General features: G+C 59.4%; 11 protein-coding genes. 7 read left to right on the forward strand and 4 right to left on the reverse strand.

The window, feature by feature from the left end; all coding sequences use genetic code 11:
- Nucleotides 1–158 precede the first annotated feature (158 nt).
- The 4 genes from ACP86_RS10375 to ACP86_RS10390 are packed head-to-tail and all read left to right on the forward strand — an operon-like array spanning nucleotide 159 to nucleotide 4,491.
- Nucleotides 159–926: an SDR family NAD(P)-dependent oxidoreductase gene (locus tag ACP86_RS10375; RefSeq protein WP_008177032.1), complete on the forward strand. Its 768-nt coding sequence runs from the start codon at nucleotides 159–161 to the stop codon at nucleotides 924–926.
- A 34-nt stretch (nucleotides 927–960) separates the two neighbouring features.
- Nucleotides 961–2,025: a phosphotransferase gene (locus tag ACP86_RS10380; protein WP_053113636.1), complete on the forward strand. Its 1,065-nt coding sequence runs from the start codon at nucleotides 961–963 to the stop codon at nucleotides 2,023–2,025.
- Nucleotides 2,022–2,801, forward strand: a complete 780-nt coding sequence (gene surE / locus ACP86_RS10385) for a 5'/3'-nucleotidase SurE (protein ID WP_008177035.1) — start codon at nucleotides 2,022–2,024, stop codon at nucleotides 2,799–2,801. Before ACP86_RS10380 ends, surE begins: the two co-directional genes overlap by 4 nt.
- Before the next feature lie 22 nt (nucleotides 2,802–2,823).
- Nucleotides 2,824–4,491, forward strand: coding sequence for a long-chain fatty acid--CoA ligase (locus ACP86_RS10390; protein WP_053113637.1), 1,668 nt, complete (start codon nucleotides 2,824–2,826; stop codon nucleotides 4,489–4,491).
- A gap of 5 nt (nucleotides 4,492–4,496) precedes the next feature.
- Here the strand turns inward: ACP86_RS10390 and ACP86_RS10395 are convergent, their stop codons facing one another.
- Genes ACP86_RS10395 through ACP86_RS10410 form a run of 4 tightly spaced genes read right to left on the reverse strand, consistent with a single transcriptional unit; the run spans nucleotide 4,497 to nucleotide 8,119 of the window.
- A complete protein-coding gene (locus tag ACP86_RS10395; RefSeq protein WP_008177039.1) occupies nucleotides 4,497–4,955 on the reverse strand; it encodes a MaoC family dehydratase in 459 nt (152 codons plus the stop codon).
- A gap of 21 nt (nucleotides 4,956–4,976) precedes the next feature.
- Nucleotides 4,977–5,735 carry a class II aldolase/adducin family protein gene (locus tag ACP86_RS10400; protein WP_053113639.1) on the reverse strand — a complete coding sequence of 253 codons (759 nt, stop codon included), beginning with the start codon at nucleotides 5,733–5,735 and terminating at the stop codon, nucleotides 4,977–4,979.
- A 40-nt stretch (nucleotides 5,736–5,775) separates the two neighbouring features.
- Nucleotides 5,776–6,912, reverse strand: coding sequence for an acyl-CoA dehydrogenase family protein (locus ACP86_RS10405; RefSeq protein WP_053113641.1), 1,137 nt, complete (start codon nucleotides 6,910–6,912; stop codon nucleotides 5,776–5,778).
- 10 nt (nucleotides 6,913–6,922) lie between these two features.
- Entirely contained in the window at nucleotides 6,923–8,119 is a 1,197-nt protein-coding gene (locus ACP86_RS10410; RefSeq protein ID WP_053113643.1) for an acyl-CoA dehydrogenase family protein, read from the reverse strand.
- A 727-nt stretch (nucleotides 8,120–8,846) separates the two neighbouring features.
- Here ACP86_RS10410 and ACP86_RS10420 point away from each other — a divergent pair.
- The 3 genes from ACP86_RS10420 to oadA all read left to right on the forward strand — a co-directional run bounded on the left by ACP86_RS10420 (nucleotide 8,847) and on the right by oadA (nucleotide 13,240).
- A complete protein-coding gene (locus ACP86_RS10420) occupies nucleotides 8,847–9,446 on the forward strand; it encodes a hypothetical protein (RefSeq protein ID WP_014579051.1) in 600 nt (199 codons plus the stop codon).
- A 551-nt stretch (nucleotides 9,447–9,997) separates the two neighbouring features.
- On the forward strand, nucleotides 9,998–11,419 hold the full coding sequence (locus ACP86_RS10425) for an acetyl-CoA carboxylase biotin carboxylase subunit (RefSeq protein WP_053113647.1): 1,422 nt from the start codon (nucleotides 9,998–10,000) through the stop codon (nucleotides 11,417–11,419).
- Between the two features lie 21 nt (nucleotides 11,420–11,440).
- Nucleotides 11,441–13,240 (forward strand): sodium-extruding oxaloacetate decarboxylase subunit alpha, encoded by a 1,800-nt coding sequence (gene oadA, locus ACP86_RS10430; protein ID WP_053113648.1) that lies wholly within the window; start codon nucleotides 11,441–11,443, stop codon nucleotides 13,238–13,240.
- Nucleotides 13,241–13,250: the final 10 nt, after the last annotated feature.

The raw sequence follows: 13,250 nt of genomic DNA on the forward strand, positions 1-13,250 counted from the left end.
TAACCTCTGAATCAGGGGGAGAGCGGTTGGGCTGATGTCCTTCCGGGACACGCCGTGAATACGTTCATGTAGGCTTGAGCAAAACATCCCTGTTTTGCACAGTCCCTGAAGGACATCACCCCGCCCACTCCCGTGCTTCAGTGCATGAGGATCGAAGAATGAATAATCCACTGTTTGACATGACCGGCAAGGTCGCGCTGATTACCGGCTCCACCAAAGGCATCGGCCGCGCCATCGCCGAAGAAATGGCCCGCCTGGGTGCCAAAGTCGTGATCTCCAGCCGAAAGGCCGAGGCCTGTGAGCAGGTGGCCAGTGAACTGAAAGCCCAGGGCTACGAGGCCATCGCCATTCCCTGCCATGTTGGTAAAAAAGACCAGCTGCAGAACCTGGTGGATAAAACCAACGAGGCCTGGGGCACTATCGATGTGCTGGTATGCAACGCCGCCACCAACCCGGTGTACGGCACCACCGCTGAAATGACCGACGACGCCTGGGACAAGATCATGGACACCAACGTCAAGGGCACCTTCTGGCTGACGAACATGGTGCTGCCGCAGATGGCGGAAAAAGGCGAAGGTGCTGTGGTGCTGCTGTCCAGCATCGCCGGTATGCGGGGCAACACCACCATCGGAACCTACGGCGTTTCCAAGGCCGCAGAAGCTGCCCTGGCGCGGAACCTGGCAGTGGAGTGGGGCCCGAAAGGTATCCGGATTAACAGCATCGCCCCCGGCCTGATCAAAACCGACTTCGCCCGGGCGCTGTGGGAAGACCCGGTACGGGTCAAACGCGCCGAAGACAAAACGCCGCTGCGCAGAATTGGCGACCCGGTCGACATCGCCGGCCTGGCGGTGTTTCTTTCCACCAGGGCCAGCGCCTACATCACCGGCCAGGTCATCGTAGCCGACGGCGGCGAAACGATTTGCTAGGGGCCGACGCCCCAAAACTGAAGGCAAAACAAAAATGAGCATCACCCCAGAGCTGGTAGACGTCCTCCCGGCCCACAAATTCGATGAAGCCAGCCTCCTGACCTGGCTGCAGCAGACCATACCGGGCTTCGGCACAAGGCTGGATGTCCGGCAATTCCAGGGTGGCCAGTCCAACCCCACGTTTCTGCTGGACACCGACAGCAGCCAATACGTGCTGCGCAAAAAGCCGCCTGGCAAAACCCTGCCCTCCGCCCACATGGTAGAACGAGAGTACAAAGTCATGCGTGCCCTGTCCAAGCACACCAGTGTCCCGGTGCCAAACACCCGGGCTCTGTGCGAAGACAGCAATGTCATCGGCACCCCGTTCTACGTCATGGACTATCTTGAGGGCCGTATTGTCAGCCACTCGGCGCTGCGGGCGCTGGATCGCCAGGAACGGCTGCCGGCCCATCACTCGGCCATCGACACCCTGGCGCGCCTTCACTCGGTGGATGTGAAGGCGGTCGGTCTTGGTGACTTTGGCAGGCCGGAAGGTTATGTGGCCCGGCAGGTGGCTCGATGGAGCAAACAGTACCTGGCTTCCAAAACCGACGAGCTTCCGGCAATGGACAAGCTTATGGCCTGGCTTCCGGAGAACCTGCCCTCGACCGACGAATGCGCCATCGCCCATGGCGATTACCGCTTTGGCAATCTGATGCTGGCGCCGCAGCGGCCCGAGGTTATTGCCATCCTCGACTGGGAGCTGTCCACCCTCGGTCACCCGCTGGCGGACCTGGCGTATTACTGTCTGCCGTACTACCTGCCGTCGGACCTGCAGGGCATGCGAGGACTGCAGGGAGAAGACCTGGAGGCGCTGGGTATTCCGGACGAACAGGAAACCATTGCCCGATACTGTCGGCAGACCGGCCGGGACGGCATCGCCGACTGGCACGTGTTCCTGGCGTTTTCCCTGTTCCGGCTGGCGTCTATTCTTCAGGGTGTCTACAAGCGGGCTCTGGATGGCAATGCCGCCAATGCCGATGCCCTGGAGGTTGGCCGGCGGGCCAGCCTTCTGGCCGATGTCGGCTGGCGGATTGCCAGTGAGGGACCATCGTCATGAACGATCCCATGGTCAAACGCATCCTAATCACCAATGATGACGGCATCAACGCGCCAGGCCTGAAAGTGCTCGAGCAGATCGCCCGCAACCTGGCCGAGGAGGTCTGGGTGGTGGCGCCGGAGCATGATCGTAGCGGCGCCGGCCAGAGCATCTCCATTCATGATCCTTTGCGGGTGTATGAGCAGGGTGACAGGCGCTATGCAGTCTCCGGTACGCCGGCGGACTGTGTGCTCTATTCGCTGGCCCGGTGGTTCGGGGAAACCCCGCCGGATCTGGTGCTTTCCGGGGTGAACTGCGGGGCCAATATCAGCGATTCCGTGCAGTATTCCGGAACCGTCGGCGCGGTGCTGAGTGCCGAACATATGGGCATACCTGCCATGGCACTGAGCCAGGCGTTTCTGAGTCGCGAAGGCGTGGACTGGTCGCCGGTTTCCATTCATGGCGAGGCCATCATCAGGCAGCTGTGGCAGCCAGGTCTGAATCGGGCCTGGAACGTCAACTTTCCCGCCTGCGAGGCGGCCGCCATCAGCCGGGCCCGGTGGTGCCGGGAGTCCAACGGCTCCATACAGCGCGCCCGCCTGCAGGCGGGTCAGGATGCCCGCAGTCTGCCGTACTGGTGGCTGGGATTTGATCGCAGTTCGCGTCACATTGTGGCGCCCGATGAAGACGCCAGCGTGCTGCGGGACAAAGCCATCGCCATTACGCCATTACGCCACCAGGACCGCCTGCCCGGCGGCGCTGACGTTTTTGATTTGGCCGCATCAGCGGCCCACTGAACCGAAAAAGGGGATCACAACAATGCCATTTACCCGCCATCACGCCGTGTGGCCCAGGGAACTGCCCAAAAGCCTGGCCTTGCCACGAACCAGCGTGTTTACCAACCTTGAGATTTCGGCGCGGCGCTATCCGGACCGTAACGCCATCGTTTTCTACGATGCACCCATGACCTACAGCCAGCTGTTCCGGGAAGTGGAGGCCATGGCCGGCTACCTGCAGGCTCAGGGCGTCGCTAAAGGTGATCGGGTGTTGCTGTACATGCAGAACTCCCCGCAATACGTCATTGCCTATTACGCCATTCTGCGGGCGGATGCCGTGGTAATCCCTATCAACCCGATGAACCGAGCGGCGGAACTGGAGCACTTTGTTGCTGATACCGGTGCCAATGTCTGCCTCGCAGGTCAGGAACTGGCCGGCTTTATTGCCCCGTTGCTGGAGACCACCGATCTCAACCACATCGTGGTAGCTTCCTACAGCAGCTATATCGCCCCGGACACCGATCTGGCCTTGCCAGCGGAAGTCGCCGCTCCAGCCTGGTCAGAGGACCTGGCCGGCATGGTCAGCTGGGAGCAGGCGCTGGCGGAAGGCCATGCGCCCTCGGCGCACACCGCAGGCCCGGCCGATCTCTCCGTGATTCCCTACAGTTCCGGCACCACCGGCGCGCCGAAGGGCTGCATGCACACTCATCGCAGCGTGATGGCTACCGCCGTGCACCGGGCCTTCTGGAACCTGAGCACCGCCAGTACGGTGCAGCTGGCCACCTTGCCATTCTTCCACGTCACCGGCATGACCGGTTCCATGAACAGCCCCATCTACAGCGGCTCCACTACAGTGATCATGACTCGCTGGGAGCGGACCACCGCGGCGCGGCTGATCGAAAGGTATAAAGTCACCGGCTGGACCAACATTGTCACCATGGCGGTGGACTTCCTCTCCAACCCCGACATTGGCCGGTACGACCTGTCGAGTCTCACCACCATCGGCGGGGGCGGGGCTGCGATGCCAGAGGCCGTGGCCGCCAAGCTCAAGGCCATGACCGGTCTTGATTATATTGAGGGGTATGGCCTTTCAGAAACCATGGCAGCCACTCACATCAACCCCTCGAGCCGTCCGAAGCCCCAGTGCCTCGGCATCCCGGTGTTTGATGTCGACAGCCGGATCATTGATGTTGACACCCTGCAGGAAAAAGGCCCTGGCGAGACCGGCGAAATCGTCTCCAGCGGGCCGCAGGTTACCATCGGGTACTGGAACCGGCCCGCGGAAACCGAAACTGCGTTTGTGGAGATCGATGGCAAGCAGTTTTTCCGCACCGGCGATCTGGGTTACTACGATGAGGAGGGCTATTTCTTCATGGTCGACCGGGTCAAGCGGATGATCAACGCATCCGGTTACAAGGTCTGGCCGTCCGAGGTGGAGGGCCTGATGTACCGCCATCCCGGGATTCATGAGGTCTGCATTATTTCCTCGCCGGACCCGAAGCGCGGAGAGACTGTTAAGGCCTGCATCGTGCTGACTCCGGAGGCGGAGGGAAAAACGAGCGAAGAGGACATCATCGCCTGGTGCAAGGAGCAGATGGCAGCCTACAAGATTCCCACCCTGATCGAGTTTGTCGACCAGCTGCCAAAGTCGCCAACCGGTAAGCTGATGTGGCGGGCGCTGCAGGAAGAGGAGTGGGAAGCCAAGTCCTGAGCGACTCAGCTCCGCACATACATGGCGAGATGTTCGGCTACGCAGGCGGGCTTTTCCCCGCCTCGGATTTCCAGGGTGGTGCGATAGGTGGCCAGCGTCCGCTGCTCATCTACCCTGGTCACGTCCAACAGCTCCATTTTGCTGCGGATCTGCGCGCCGGCTTTTACCGCTGCCGGGAAGCGCAGCTTGTTAAGCCCGTAATTGATACTGGCGCTCTTGCCTCGCACATTGATGACCTGTTGATTCAGCAGGGGAATCAGTGATGCCGTCAGAAATCCGTGCGCTACGGTGCTCTTCCAGGGCGACTCTCGCCTGGCTCTCTCCACATCAAGATGTATCCATTGATGATCGCCGGTGGCATCGGCGAAGGCCTGTATCATTTCCTGGCTGATGGTTTTCCAGGGACTGTGGCCAATCACCGAGTTCTTGTGATGGGTCAGATCGTCCAGTTGCACTGTCAGCATAGCCGTAGTCCCCGCTGGGCGTCAGACCGCATAACCCGGATTCTTGCTGTCCAGAAGCCGGATCAGTGCCGGCCAGGTCAGTTTCGCTGCCATGCCCAATTGTTGCGACTGCTCGGCGGTGGTGCGAATGGCCTGTTCCGAGGGTAGGTGGGTGGGGCCACAGCTCTGGGCCTTGACCTGGATCTCGCAGGCTTTCATCAGGAAATACAGGTAGGTAAATGTTTCCGGTACATCCTTGCCTGCAGTCAGCACGCCGTGGTTGCGCAGTATCATCATGGACCGGTTGCCCAGGTCCCTGATCAGCCGATCGCGTTCGTCCATATTGAGTGCCACGCCTTCGTACTCGTGATAGCAGAGGTGGTCGAGACACAGCATGGCGGTCTGGCTCAGGGGCAGCAGGCCGTCCCGGTGTGCCGATACCGCGACCCCGTCCGGTGCGTGCAGGTGCATCACCGCGCCGGCATCGTCCCGCCCCATATGCACCGCGCTGTGGATGGTGAAACCAGCGGGATTCACCCGCCCCAGGCCGGCGGCTTCCACCACCTGACCCTCCTGGTCGACCTTGACCAGCGACGAGGCGGTGATTTCATGAAACAGCAGCCCATAAGGGTTTATCAGGAAATGATGCTCGGGCCCGGGTACCCGGGCCGAGAGATGGGTGAACACAAGATCATCCCAGCCGAACAGGGCCACCAGTCGATAGGCGGCGGCCAGCTCGGTGCGAACCTTCCATTCGGTTTTCCTGAGATCCTGTTCCGTTGACGGCTCATTTGTTGTCATTGTGTTGCCCCCATTCCCACGAACAACTGTTGTCTACTGATTATTGTAGCAGGGCAGCGAAACGCTCCAGATGGAAGTCATCGTCACCGAGCTGATGATTGATCATTACCAGGCGCTTGGCGTAATGGGCAAAGTTGTATTCCCAGGTCATGCCGATGCCGCCGTGGGATTGGACGCCCTGCTCCGAAATGAACTGGCCACTGCGACCAATCACATTCTTGGCGGCTGCCAGAATCCGGCGGCGCTCGTCGCTCTGGGGTTCGTCGGCAACGCTGGCTGCCAGGATGGCCATGGAGCGGGCCTGCTCAAGCTCCGACATCATATCCACCATTCGATGCTGAAGTACCTGGAATTTGCCGATGGGTACGCCGAATTGCTTACGCTGTTTCAGGTACTCCAGAGTCAGGTCACAGGCCACTTCCATGGCGCCCACAGCCTCACCGCATAAAGCGGAAATGGCGCGTCCGGCCTGGTATTCAATGACTTCTGCGGCCTTGCCTTCTTCACCGAGCAGGGCATCGGGGCCCAGCTTGACGTTGTTCAGGAACAGGTCGCTGCCCTTGGAACCATCAATGGTGGGGTAGGTGCGATGGTCCAGCCCTTCGGCATCGGCGCTGATCAGGAACAGGCTGATGCCATCGGCATCGCGGCTGTCGCCGGAAGTACGGGCAGAGACGACCAATACATCGGCACAGTGGCCGCCAATGACCACGGCCTTGCGACCGTTCAGAACGTAGCCGTCCCCGGACTTCTCGGCACGGGCTTCCACGTCATTCAGGTCGTAAAAGCTCTGGGGCTCCTGAAGACCGACAGCAGCTTGTGTCTCGCCGCTGGCGATGCCGCCAAGCCATTGTTCGTGCTGCTCACTGTTGCCGGCCTGGCTGATCAGCCCGCCACCGAGAACCACGGACTGCAGGTAGGGCTCGATACACAGGCCGCGACCCAGTTCGGTCATCACGCTTTGAACTTCAACGCCAGTACCGCCAAATCCACCGAGTTCCTCCGGAAAGGGGACGGCGGTCAGGCCCAGTTCACCCAGCTGTTTCCAGAAGTCGGCGCTGAAGCCCAGCTCCGATTCGCTGTATTCCAGGCGTTTCTCAAAACTGTATTCACCGCGCACCAGGCGGGCCACGGTGTCCTGCAGCATCTGCTGCTCTTCGTTGAGTCGGAAATCCATGGTCGCCTCCTTAAAGCCCGAGAATCATTTTCGACACGATATTCTTCTGGATCTCGTTGGATCCGCCGAAAATCGACAGCTTGCGGTTGTTGAAGTACTGGGGAGTTACCGGTGCGGCGTTCTCGTCCGAGAGGAAATCGCCGTCGTAATCCAGGTCCAGTTCCTCTTCCACAAATGGAATGGCGTACGGTCCAATGGCCCGACGCGCCAGGTCATTGATCGCCTGGCGGATTTCGGTGCCGCGGACTTTCAGCATCGAGCTTTCTGCGCCCGGTACGCCGCCGCCTTCCACTGAGGCAATAATGCGCAGGTTGCTGATGGCGGCGGCCATCAGGTCAATCTCGACCTGGGCGATACGCTGGCTGAACGAGGCATCTTCGATCAGCGGTCGACCATTCTTGAGGCGGCGGCTGGCCAGCTCCTTGAGGTGCTGGAGTGCCGCCTTGGAAATGCCGATGCCGGCGAGGCCGGTGCGTTCATAGGTCAGCAGGTACTTGGCATAGGTCCAACCCTTGTCTTCCTCGCCTACCAGATTTTCCACGGGGACTTTAACGTCTTCGAAAAACACCTCGTTTACTTCGTGCTCACCGTCCAGGGTGATGATCGGACGTACGGTAATGCCCGGAGTGTTCATGTCGATCAGCAGGAATGAAATGCCTTCCTGGGCCTTCACTTCTGTGTTGGTGCGCACCAGGCAGAAAATCATGTTGGCGTGTTGGCCCAGGGTGGTCCAGGTTTTCTGACCATTGACTATGTAATGATCACCCTCGCGAACGGCGCGGGTTTTCAGGGACGCCAGGTCGGAGCCGGCCCCTGGCTCTGAATAGCCCTGGCACCACCAGTCCTCACCGCCAAGGATTCGCGGCAGGTAGCGCTGTTTCTGCTCTTCGGTGCCGAATTTGATAATCACCGGCGCCACCATGTTGACACCGAAGGGCACCGAGCGCGGTGCTCCGTAACGGGCAGACTCTTCATCCCAAATGTGTTTCTGGACAGGACCCCAGTTAACGCCGCCATAAACTTCTGGCCAGTGGGTGGCGTACCAGCCCTTTTCGCTGAGAATCTTTTGCCAGCGTTGATGATCCTGTTTGGATAGGCGGCGGAACCCCTTTACCTTGGCGGCAATATCCGCGGGTAGTTTCTCATCCAGAAAGGCCCGGACTTCATCACGGAAGGCGAGTTCCTCAGCAGTGTAGTTCAAGTTCATGGGCAACCTCGTTTGCTGAAAAGCGAAAATACGTACCGCATAGCAGAATGTACCAATGATCGAAGATTGTGATGGCTTCTGTCAACAATAATGTAAAAGCCTGTACCGCTAGGCGAAATTGGTTAAATTTTAGTGCTTAAACACCTGGCCCCGGAAAAAAGTCAATCCATCCGGTTTGGCTCGGCATCGGGCCATTCGGCAGGGCAGCCTGCCCCCATCGCCGGTGCACATTGCGCAGTTTTAACCTTGTCGGGAGCTTGCATTGCCCTCAAAAGGCTATATGTTTGAAAGGGACGAGCCGTTCAAATAACGATAGCAGAGCCTCACTATGTCGAGTTGCTCCATCAACAGAAGCACTCTGAAGCTCAGCCTCCTGGCTGTGTTGGTTGCGGGTCTGTTTGTGGTTTTTCTCAACGGTTCGTCTCACCCGGCACTGGATCCACAGCTAGACGATCACTTAACGCCCACGCTGATATCAGTTGACGGGACAGGCGATCCCTCGTCGCCGGATGCATCCGTCTCGATCACCTCACCTCTTCTGTTCCCCGGAGGAGGATTCCGGGCTGTCTTCTCGGCCAGCCTCGATTTCATTCAGCCACCGCTCCGGCTGCTTAGCTACCCGGTGCTGCCTCAGGGCCCGCCCAGCCTCGTTTAACTCTGACCATTACGGATTTGTCCCTGTGTACACAGGGAACTCCAACCTGAATTCAGATTCACGAGGTTTACCATGAACAGTGTATTCAACGCATTGCCAGTACAGGATCTGGGACGCACCGGCGCGTTACCCACCGCCAAACCCCTGTCTCATATAGGAAGCGAGGATTCGGCAGTCCACCTGCTGACAGACTTCTCCGAGCAGCGCCTGTCCGTTTTGAGTTCCGATATGTCCGTTTCGGAGGCGAGGTTGTGGATGAGACTTGCCGATACGTCTTTCAAGGTGGTGGAAAACCAGGCGGGGGATTGTCTGGGCATTCTGGCCATCGAAGATGTGAACGGCGAGAAGGCCATGAGTGTCGCCCATCGACAAGGAGTGCCCCTCAAGGACGTTCGGGTCCGCGATATCATGCGCCCGATAAGTGAGCTGCCGGCTATCCATTATCAGGATTTGCGGGCGGCAACCGTGGGCGACCTGGTCAGTACATTCCGTGAGGTTCATGAAGGCTATCTGCTTGTGCTGGATGACGACCGGCATCAGCCTTCCCGTTCCTATCTCCGGGGACTGGTCTGTGCCGAAGAGCTTCTGCAGCGGCTGGACCTGGCGATCGATCTGGAGCATCGGGCAACCAAGTTCTATGAGATCGTTCACGTGGTGAAAGGCGGTTTCTAGTCTGGCAGTTGTCATCGGCGCTCCCCGGGGCGCCGATGATTCCCGTGGAACCGGGAAAGCATCGAAAAAAACGATGTTTATTGCCCAGAAAACCGTATTGAACCGATGCCGTAATCACGTGACACTCTCTACGACTTTAGTCACATCAAAGGACGCCCATGCAGGACGCCCAACAAAAATGCCGGACGCAGGCGTTAAGCCTCTTCATAATTCTGGCATTGGGCCTGGTTTCATTGCCTACCCATTCTTCGGACTCTGCGCCAGCCCCCCTGTCCTGTGATGCGGCTTTCTGCCCGTTATTGTCGGATGTGACAAGCGACGGTGGTCAGGAGGGAGGGCTTTCCCATGGCAACCGCATGCGGGATTTCAGTCTTCACCCGGCCGGTATCCTTCCGGGCATCAGGGGCTATTCGGGTGTGGTGCATTGCGCCAGCTTTCCGGTCCTGCCGCAGGCGCCACCTGGCATCTGAGCTTTTGCCGACTGAAGGGCGTGTCTGCCCTTCGAACCAACCTTTCGATTTAAACGACTTCCATCACCTGGAGGATTTTCCATGGCTATTCGGAAGCTGCTGATCGCCAATCGCGGAGAGATTGCGGTCAGGATTGCCCGGGCCTGCAGCGAACTGGGCATCCGCTCGGTCGCTATTCATTCGGAGGCTGACGAGTACTCCCTGCACGTCAAAAAAGCCGACGAAGCTTATCAGATCAGCAAGGACCCCCTGTCGGGATACCTGAACCCCCACCATATTGTGAATATGGCGGTGGAAACCGGCTGTGATGCACTGCATCCCGGCTATGGTTTCCTGTCGGAGAATGCGGAACTGGCTGCGATTTGTGAGCAGCGAGGTATTACGTTCGTGGGACCGTCGGCGAATGCTATTTCATCCATGGGCGACAAAACCCAGGCCCGCCAGACGGCCCTTGCCGCGGGTGTCCCGGTAACGCCGGGTTCTGAAGGCAACCTGGCCGATGTCGAGGATGCCGTCGCCCAGGCCGCCGATATCGGCTATCCGGTGATGCTGAAGGCCACCTCCGGTGGGGGTGGGCGAGGCATTCGCCGGTGCGATAATGAAAAAGAGCTTCGCCAGAACTTCGAGCGGGTAATCTCCGAGGCCACCAAAGCCTTTGGCAGTGCCGAGGTGTTCCTTGAGAAGTGCATCATCGAGCCCCGTCACATCGAGGTCCAGATTCTTGCCGATACCCATGGCAATGTTGTCCACCTCTACGAGCGGGATTGCTCGATCCAGCGCCGCAACCAGAAGCTGATTGAGCTGGCGCCGTCGCCGCAGCTTGAGGAAAGTCAGCGCGAATACATCGGCGATCTGGCCAAACGGGTGGCGAAGCAGTGTGGTTACGTAAATGCCGGCACCGTCGAGTTCCTGCTGGACCACGATGGCAGCTTTTACTTCATGGAAATGAATACCCGGGTTCAGGTTGAGCACACAATCACCGAGGAAATCACCGGGGTGGATATCATCAAGGCGCAGATACGGATCGCTGCCGGCGAACCACTGGGCCTCAAGCAGGAAGACATTTCCTACCGGGGCTTTGCTGCCCAGTTCCGCATCAACGCCGAAGATCCGAAGAACGGCTTTCTGCCAAGTTTCGGCCGCATCAGCCGCTACTATTCCGCCGGCGGTCCGGGCGTGCGCACCGATGCCAATATGTATACCGGTTACGAGATTCCCCCGTATTACGACTCCATGTGCGCCAAGCTGATTGTCTGGGCCATGGACTGGGACGAGCTGATTGCCCGCTCCCGCCGTGCTCTCGGCGATATGGGCATTTACGGCGTCCAGACCACCATCCCCTATTACAAGCAGATTCTCGAGCACCCGGATTTCCAGGCCGCTGACTTCAATACCGGCTTTGTGGAACGTAACCCCCAATTGCTTGAGTACAGCAGCAAAACCCGCCCGGAATCCATCGCCACAGCCATTGCCGCAGCCATTGCGGCGCAGGCGGGCCTGTAAAAGAACATCGGAGAGATCCCAATGACCAAGCGCAAGATTCATATTACCGACGTTATTCTCAGGGACGCCCACCAATCTCTGATCGCCACCCGGATGCGCACGGAAGACATGCTTCCGGCCTGCGAGTGGCTGGACCAGGCCGGCTACTGGTCCCTGGAGTGCTGGGGGGGTGCCACGTTTGACGCCTGTGTGCGTTTCCTGAAGGAAGATCCCTGGGAGCGCCTGCGGACCCTGAGAAAGGCCCTGCCCAATACCCGCCTGCAGATGTTGCTGCGCGGCCAGAACCTGCTGGGCTATCGCCATTATGGCGATGACGTGGTTGAGGCATTCGTGGCCAAGGCTGCCGAAAATGGCATGGATGTGTTCCGCATTTTTGATGCCCTGAACGATGTGCGCAATCTCGAAACCAGCATCAAGGCGGTCAAGAAGGCTGGCAAGCATGCACAGGGCACCATCTGCTACACCGTGAGTCCGGTACATGGCACTGATGCCTATCTGGAGCAGGCCAGGGCCATGGCTGACATGGGCGCGGACAGCATCGCGATCAAGGACATGGCAGGGCTGCTGACGCCGGCGGTAACCGCTGAGCTGGTCGGTAAGCTGAAGCAGACCCTCAATCTGCCCGTTTTCCTGCACTCCCACGCCACCTCGGGCATGGCGCCCATGTGTCAGTGGGCGGCCATGGAAGCAGGCGTTGACCATATTGATACCGCGCTGTCGGCCTTTGCCGGCGGCACCAGTCATCCGCCCACGGAATCACTGGTGGCGGCGCTGCACGATGCCGGTCTGGAGACCGGGCTGAACCTGGAGCTGCTGGACAAGGCCACGCGCCATTTCCGGGAAGTGCGCAAGAAGTATCACCAGTTCGAGAGTGCCTATAACGGTGTTGATACCTCGGTGCTCCTGTCCCAGGTGCCCGGTGGCATGATGTCCAATCTCGCCAACCAGTTGAAGGAGCAGGGCGCGCTGGATCGCATCCAGGACGTATTCGAGGAAATTCCGCGGGTTCGAAAGGATCTTGGTTACCCGCCGCTGGTAACACCCACCTCCCAGATTGTGGGTACCCAGGCGGTGATCAACGTGCTTGCCGGCAAGCGCTACGAGTCCATCACGAACGAGGTGAAGAAGTACCTCCAGGGCTGGTACGGCAAGGCGCCTGCCGCGGTCGACACGGCACTCCAGCAGCGCGCCGTCGGCAAGGAAGATCTTATTGAAGAGCGCCCGGCTAACCTGATCCCCCGGGAGCTGGACGAGCTGCGCAAACAGGTGGGCGATCTGGCCACCAGCGAAGAGGATGTGCTTACTTACGCCATGTTCCCGGATCAGGCCAAAGCGTATCTTGAGCAGCGGCGTGACGGCACTCTGCAGCCGGAGCCTCTGGAGCCGATTCCCACCGGTTCGTCGGGCGGCTCGGTCTCCAGCAAATTCAAGATCACGGTTCATGGTGAGAGCTACGATATTCACGTCACCGGCGCCAATCCCTCCGGTGAGAATGAGCGTCGTTTCTACATGACCGTCGATGGGGTGCCAGAGGAAATCCACCTGGCTTCGCTGGGAGAAGACGGGGAGGGCGCGCGGTCCAGTGGTGGCCGGGCCACCGCCACCAAGGAAGGTCATGTAACCACAAGCATGCCCGGCAACATCGTGGATGTGCTGGTGAAGGAAGGTGACGAGGTTCAGGCCGGCGATCCGGTGCTGATCATCGAGGCCATGAAGATGGAAACCGAAGTAAAGGCGACCACGGCCGGAAAGGTTTCCGGCGTGTTTATTGCCAAGGGCGATCGTGTGGTGCCCGGAGAAGTTCTGGTCGAGATCGAATAGGTTCGCCAGA

Origin of the sequence: Marinobacter sp. CP1, from assembly GCF_001266795.1 — a bacterium.
GTDB classification, from domain to species: Bacteria; Pseudomonadota; Gammaproteobacteria; order Pseudomonadales; family Oleiphilaceae; genus Marinobacter; species Marinobacter flavimaris.

What these genes read in the sequence shown, in the direction of transcription:
- ACP86_RS10375 (WP_008177032.1), top strand. Translation starts at nt 159, where the DNA reads ATGAATAATCCACTGTTTGACATGACCGGCAAGGTCGCGCTGATTACC.
- ACP86_RS10395 (WP_008177039.1), bottom strand. Translation starts at nt 4,955, where the DNA reads ATGCTGACAGTGCAACTGGACGATCTGACCCATCACAAGAACTCGGTG.
- surE (WP_008177035.1), top strand. Translation starts at nt 2,022, where the DNA reads ATGAACGATCCCATGGTCAAACGCATCCTAATCACCAATGATGACGGC.
- ACP86_RS10405 (WP_053113641.1), bottom strand. Translation starts at nt 6,912, where the DNA reads ATGGATTTCCGACTCAACGAAGAGCAGCAGATGCTGCAGGACACCGTG.
- oadA (WP_053113648.1), top strand. Translation starts at nt 11,441, where the DNA reads ATGACCAAGCGCAAGATTCATATTACCGACGTTATTCTCAGGGACGCC.
- ACP86_RS10425 (WP_053113647.1), top strand. Translation starts at nt 9,998, where the DNA reads ATGGCTATTCGGAAGCTGCTGATCGCCAATCGCGGAGAGATTGCGGTC.
- ACP86_RS10400 (WP_053113639.1), bottom strand. Translation starts at nt 5,735, where the DNA reads ATGACAACAAATGAGCCGTCAACGGAACAGGATCTCAGGAAAACCGAA.
- ACP86_RS10410 (WP_053113643.1), bottom strand. Translation starts at nt 8,119, where the DNA reads ATGAACTTGAACTACACTGCTGAGGAACTCGCCTTCCGTGATGAAGTC.
- ACP86_RS10380 (WP_053113636.1), top strand. Translation starts at nt 961, where the DNA reads ATGAGCATCACCCCAGAGCTGGTAGACGTCCTCCCGGCCCACAAATTC.
- ACP86_RS10390 (WP_053113637.1), top strand. Translation starts at nt 2,824, where the DNA reads ATGCCATTTACCCGCCATCACGCCGTGTGGCCCAGGGAACTGCCCAAA.
- ACP86_RS10420 (WP_014579051.1), top strand. Translation starts at nt 8,847, where the DNA reads ATGAACAGTGTATTCAACGCATTGCCAGTACAGGATCTGGGACGCACC.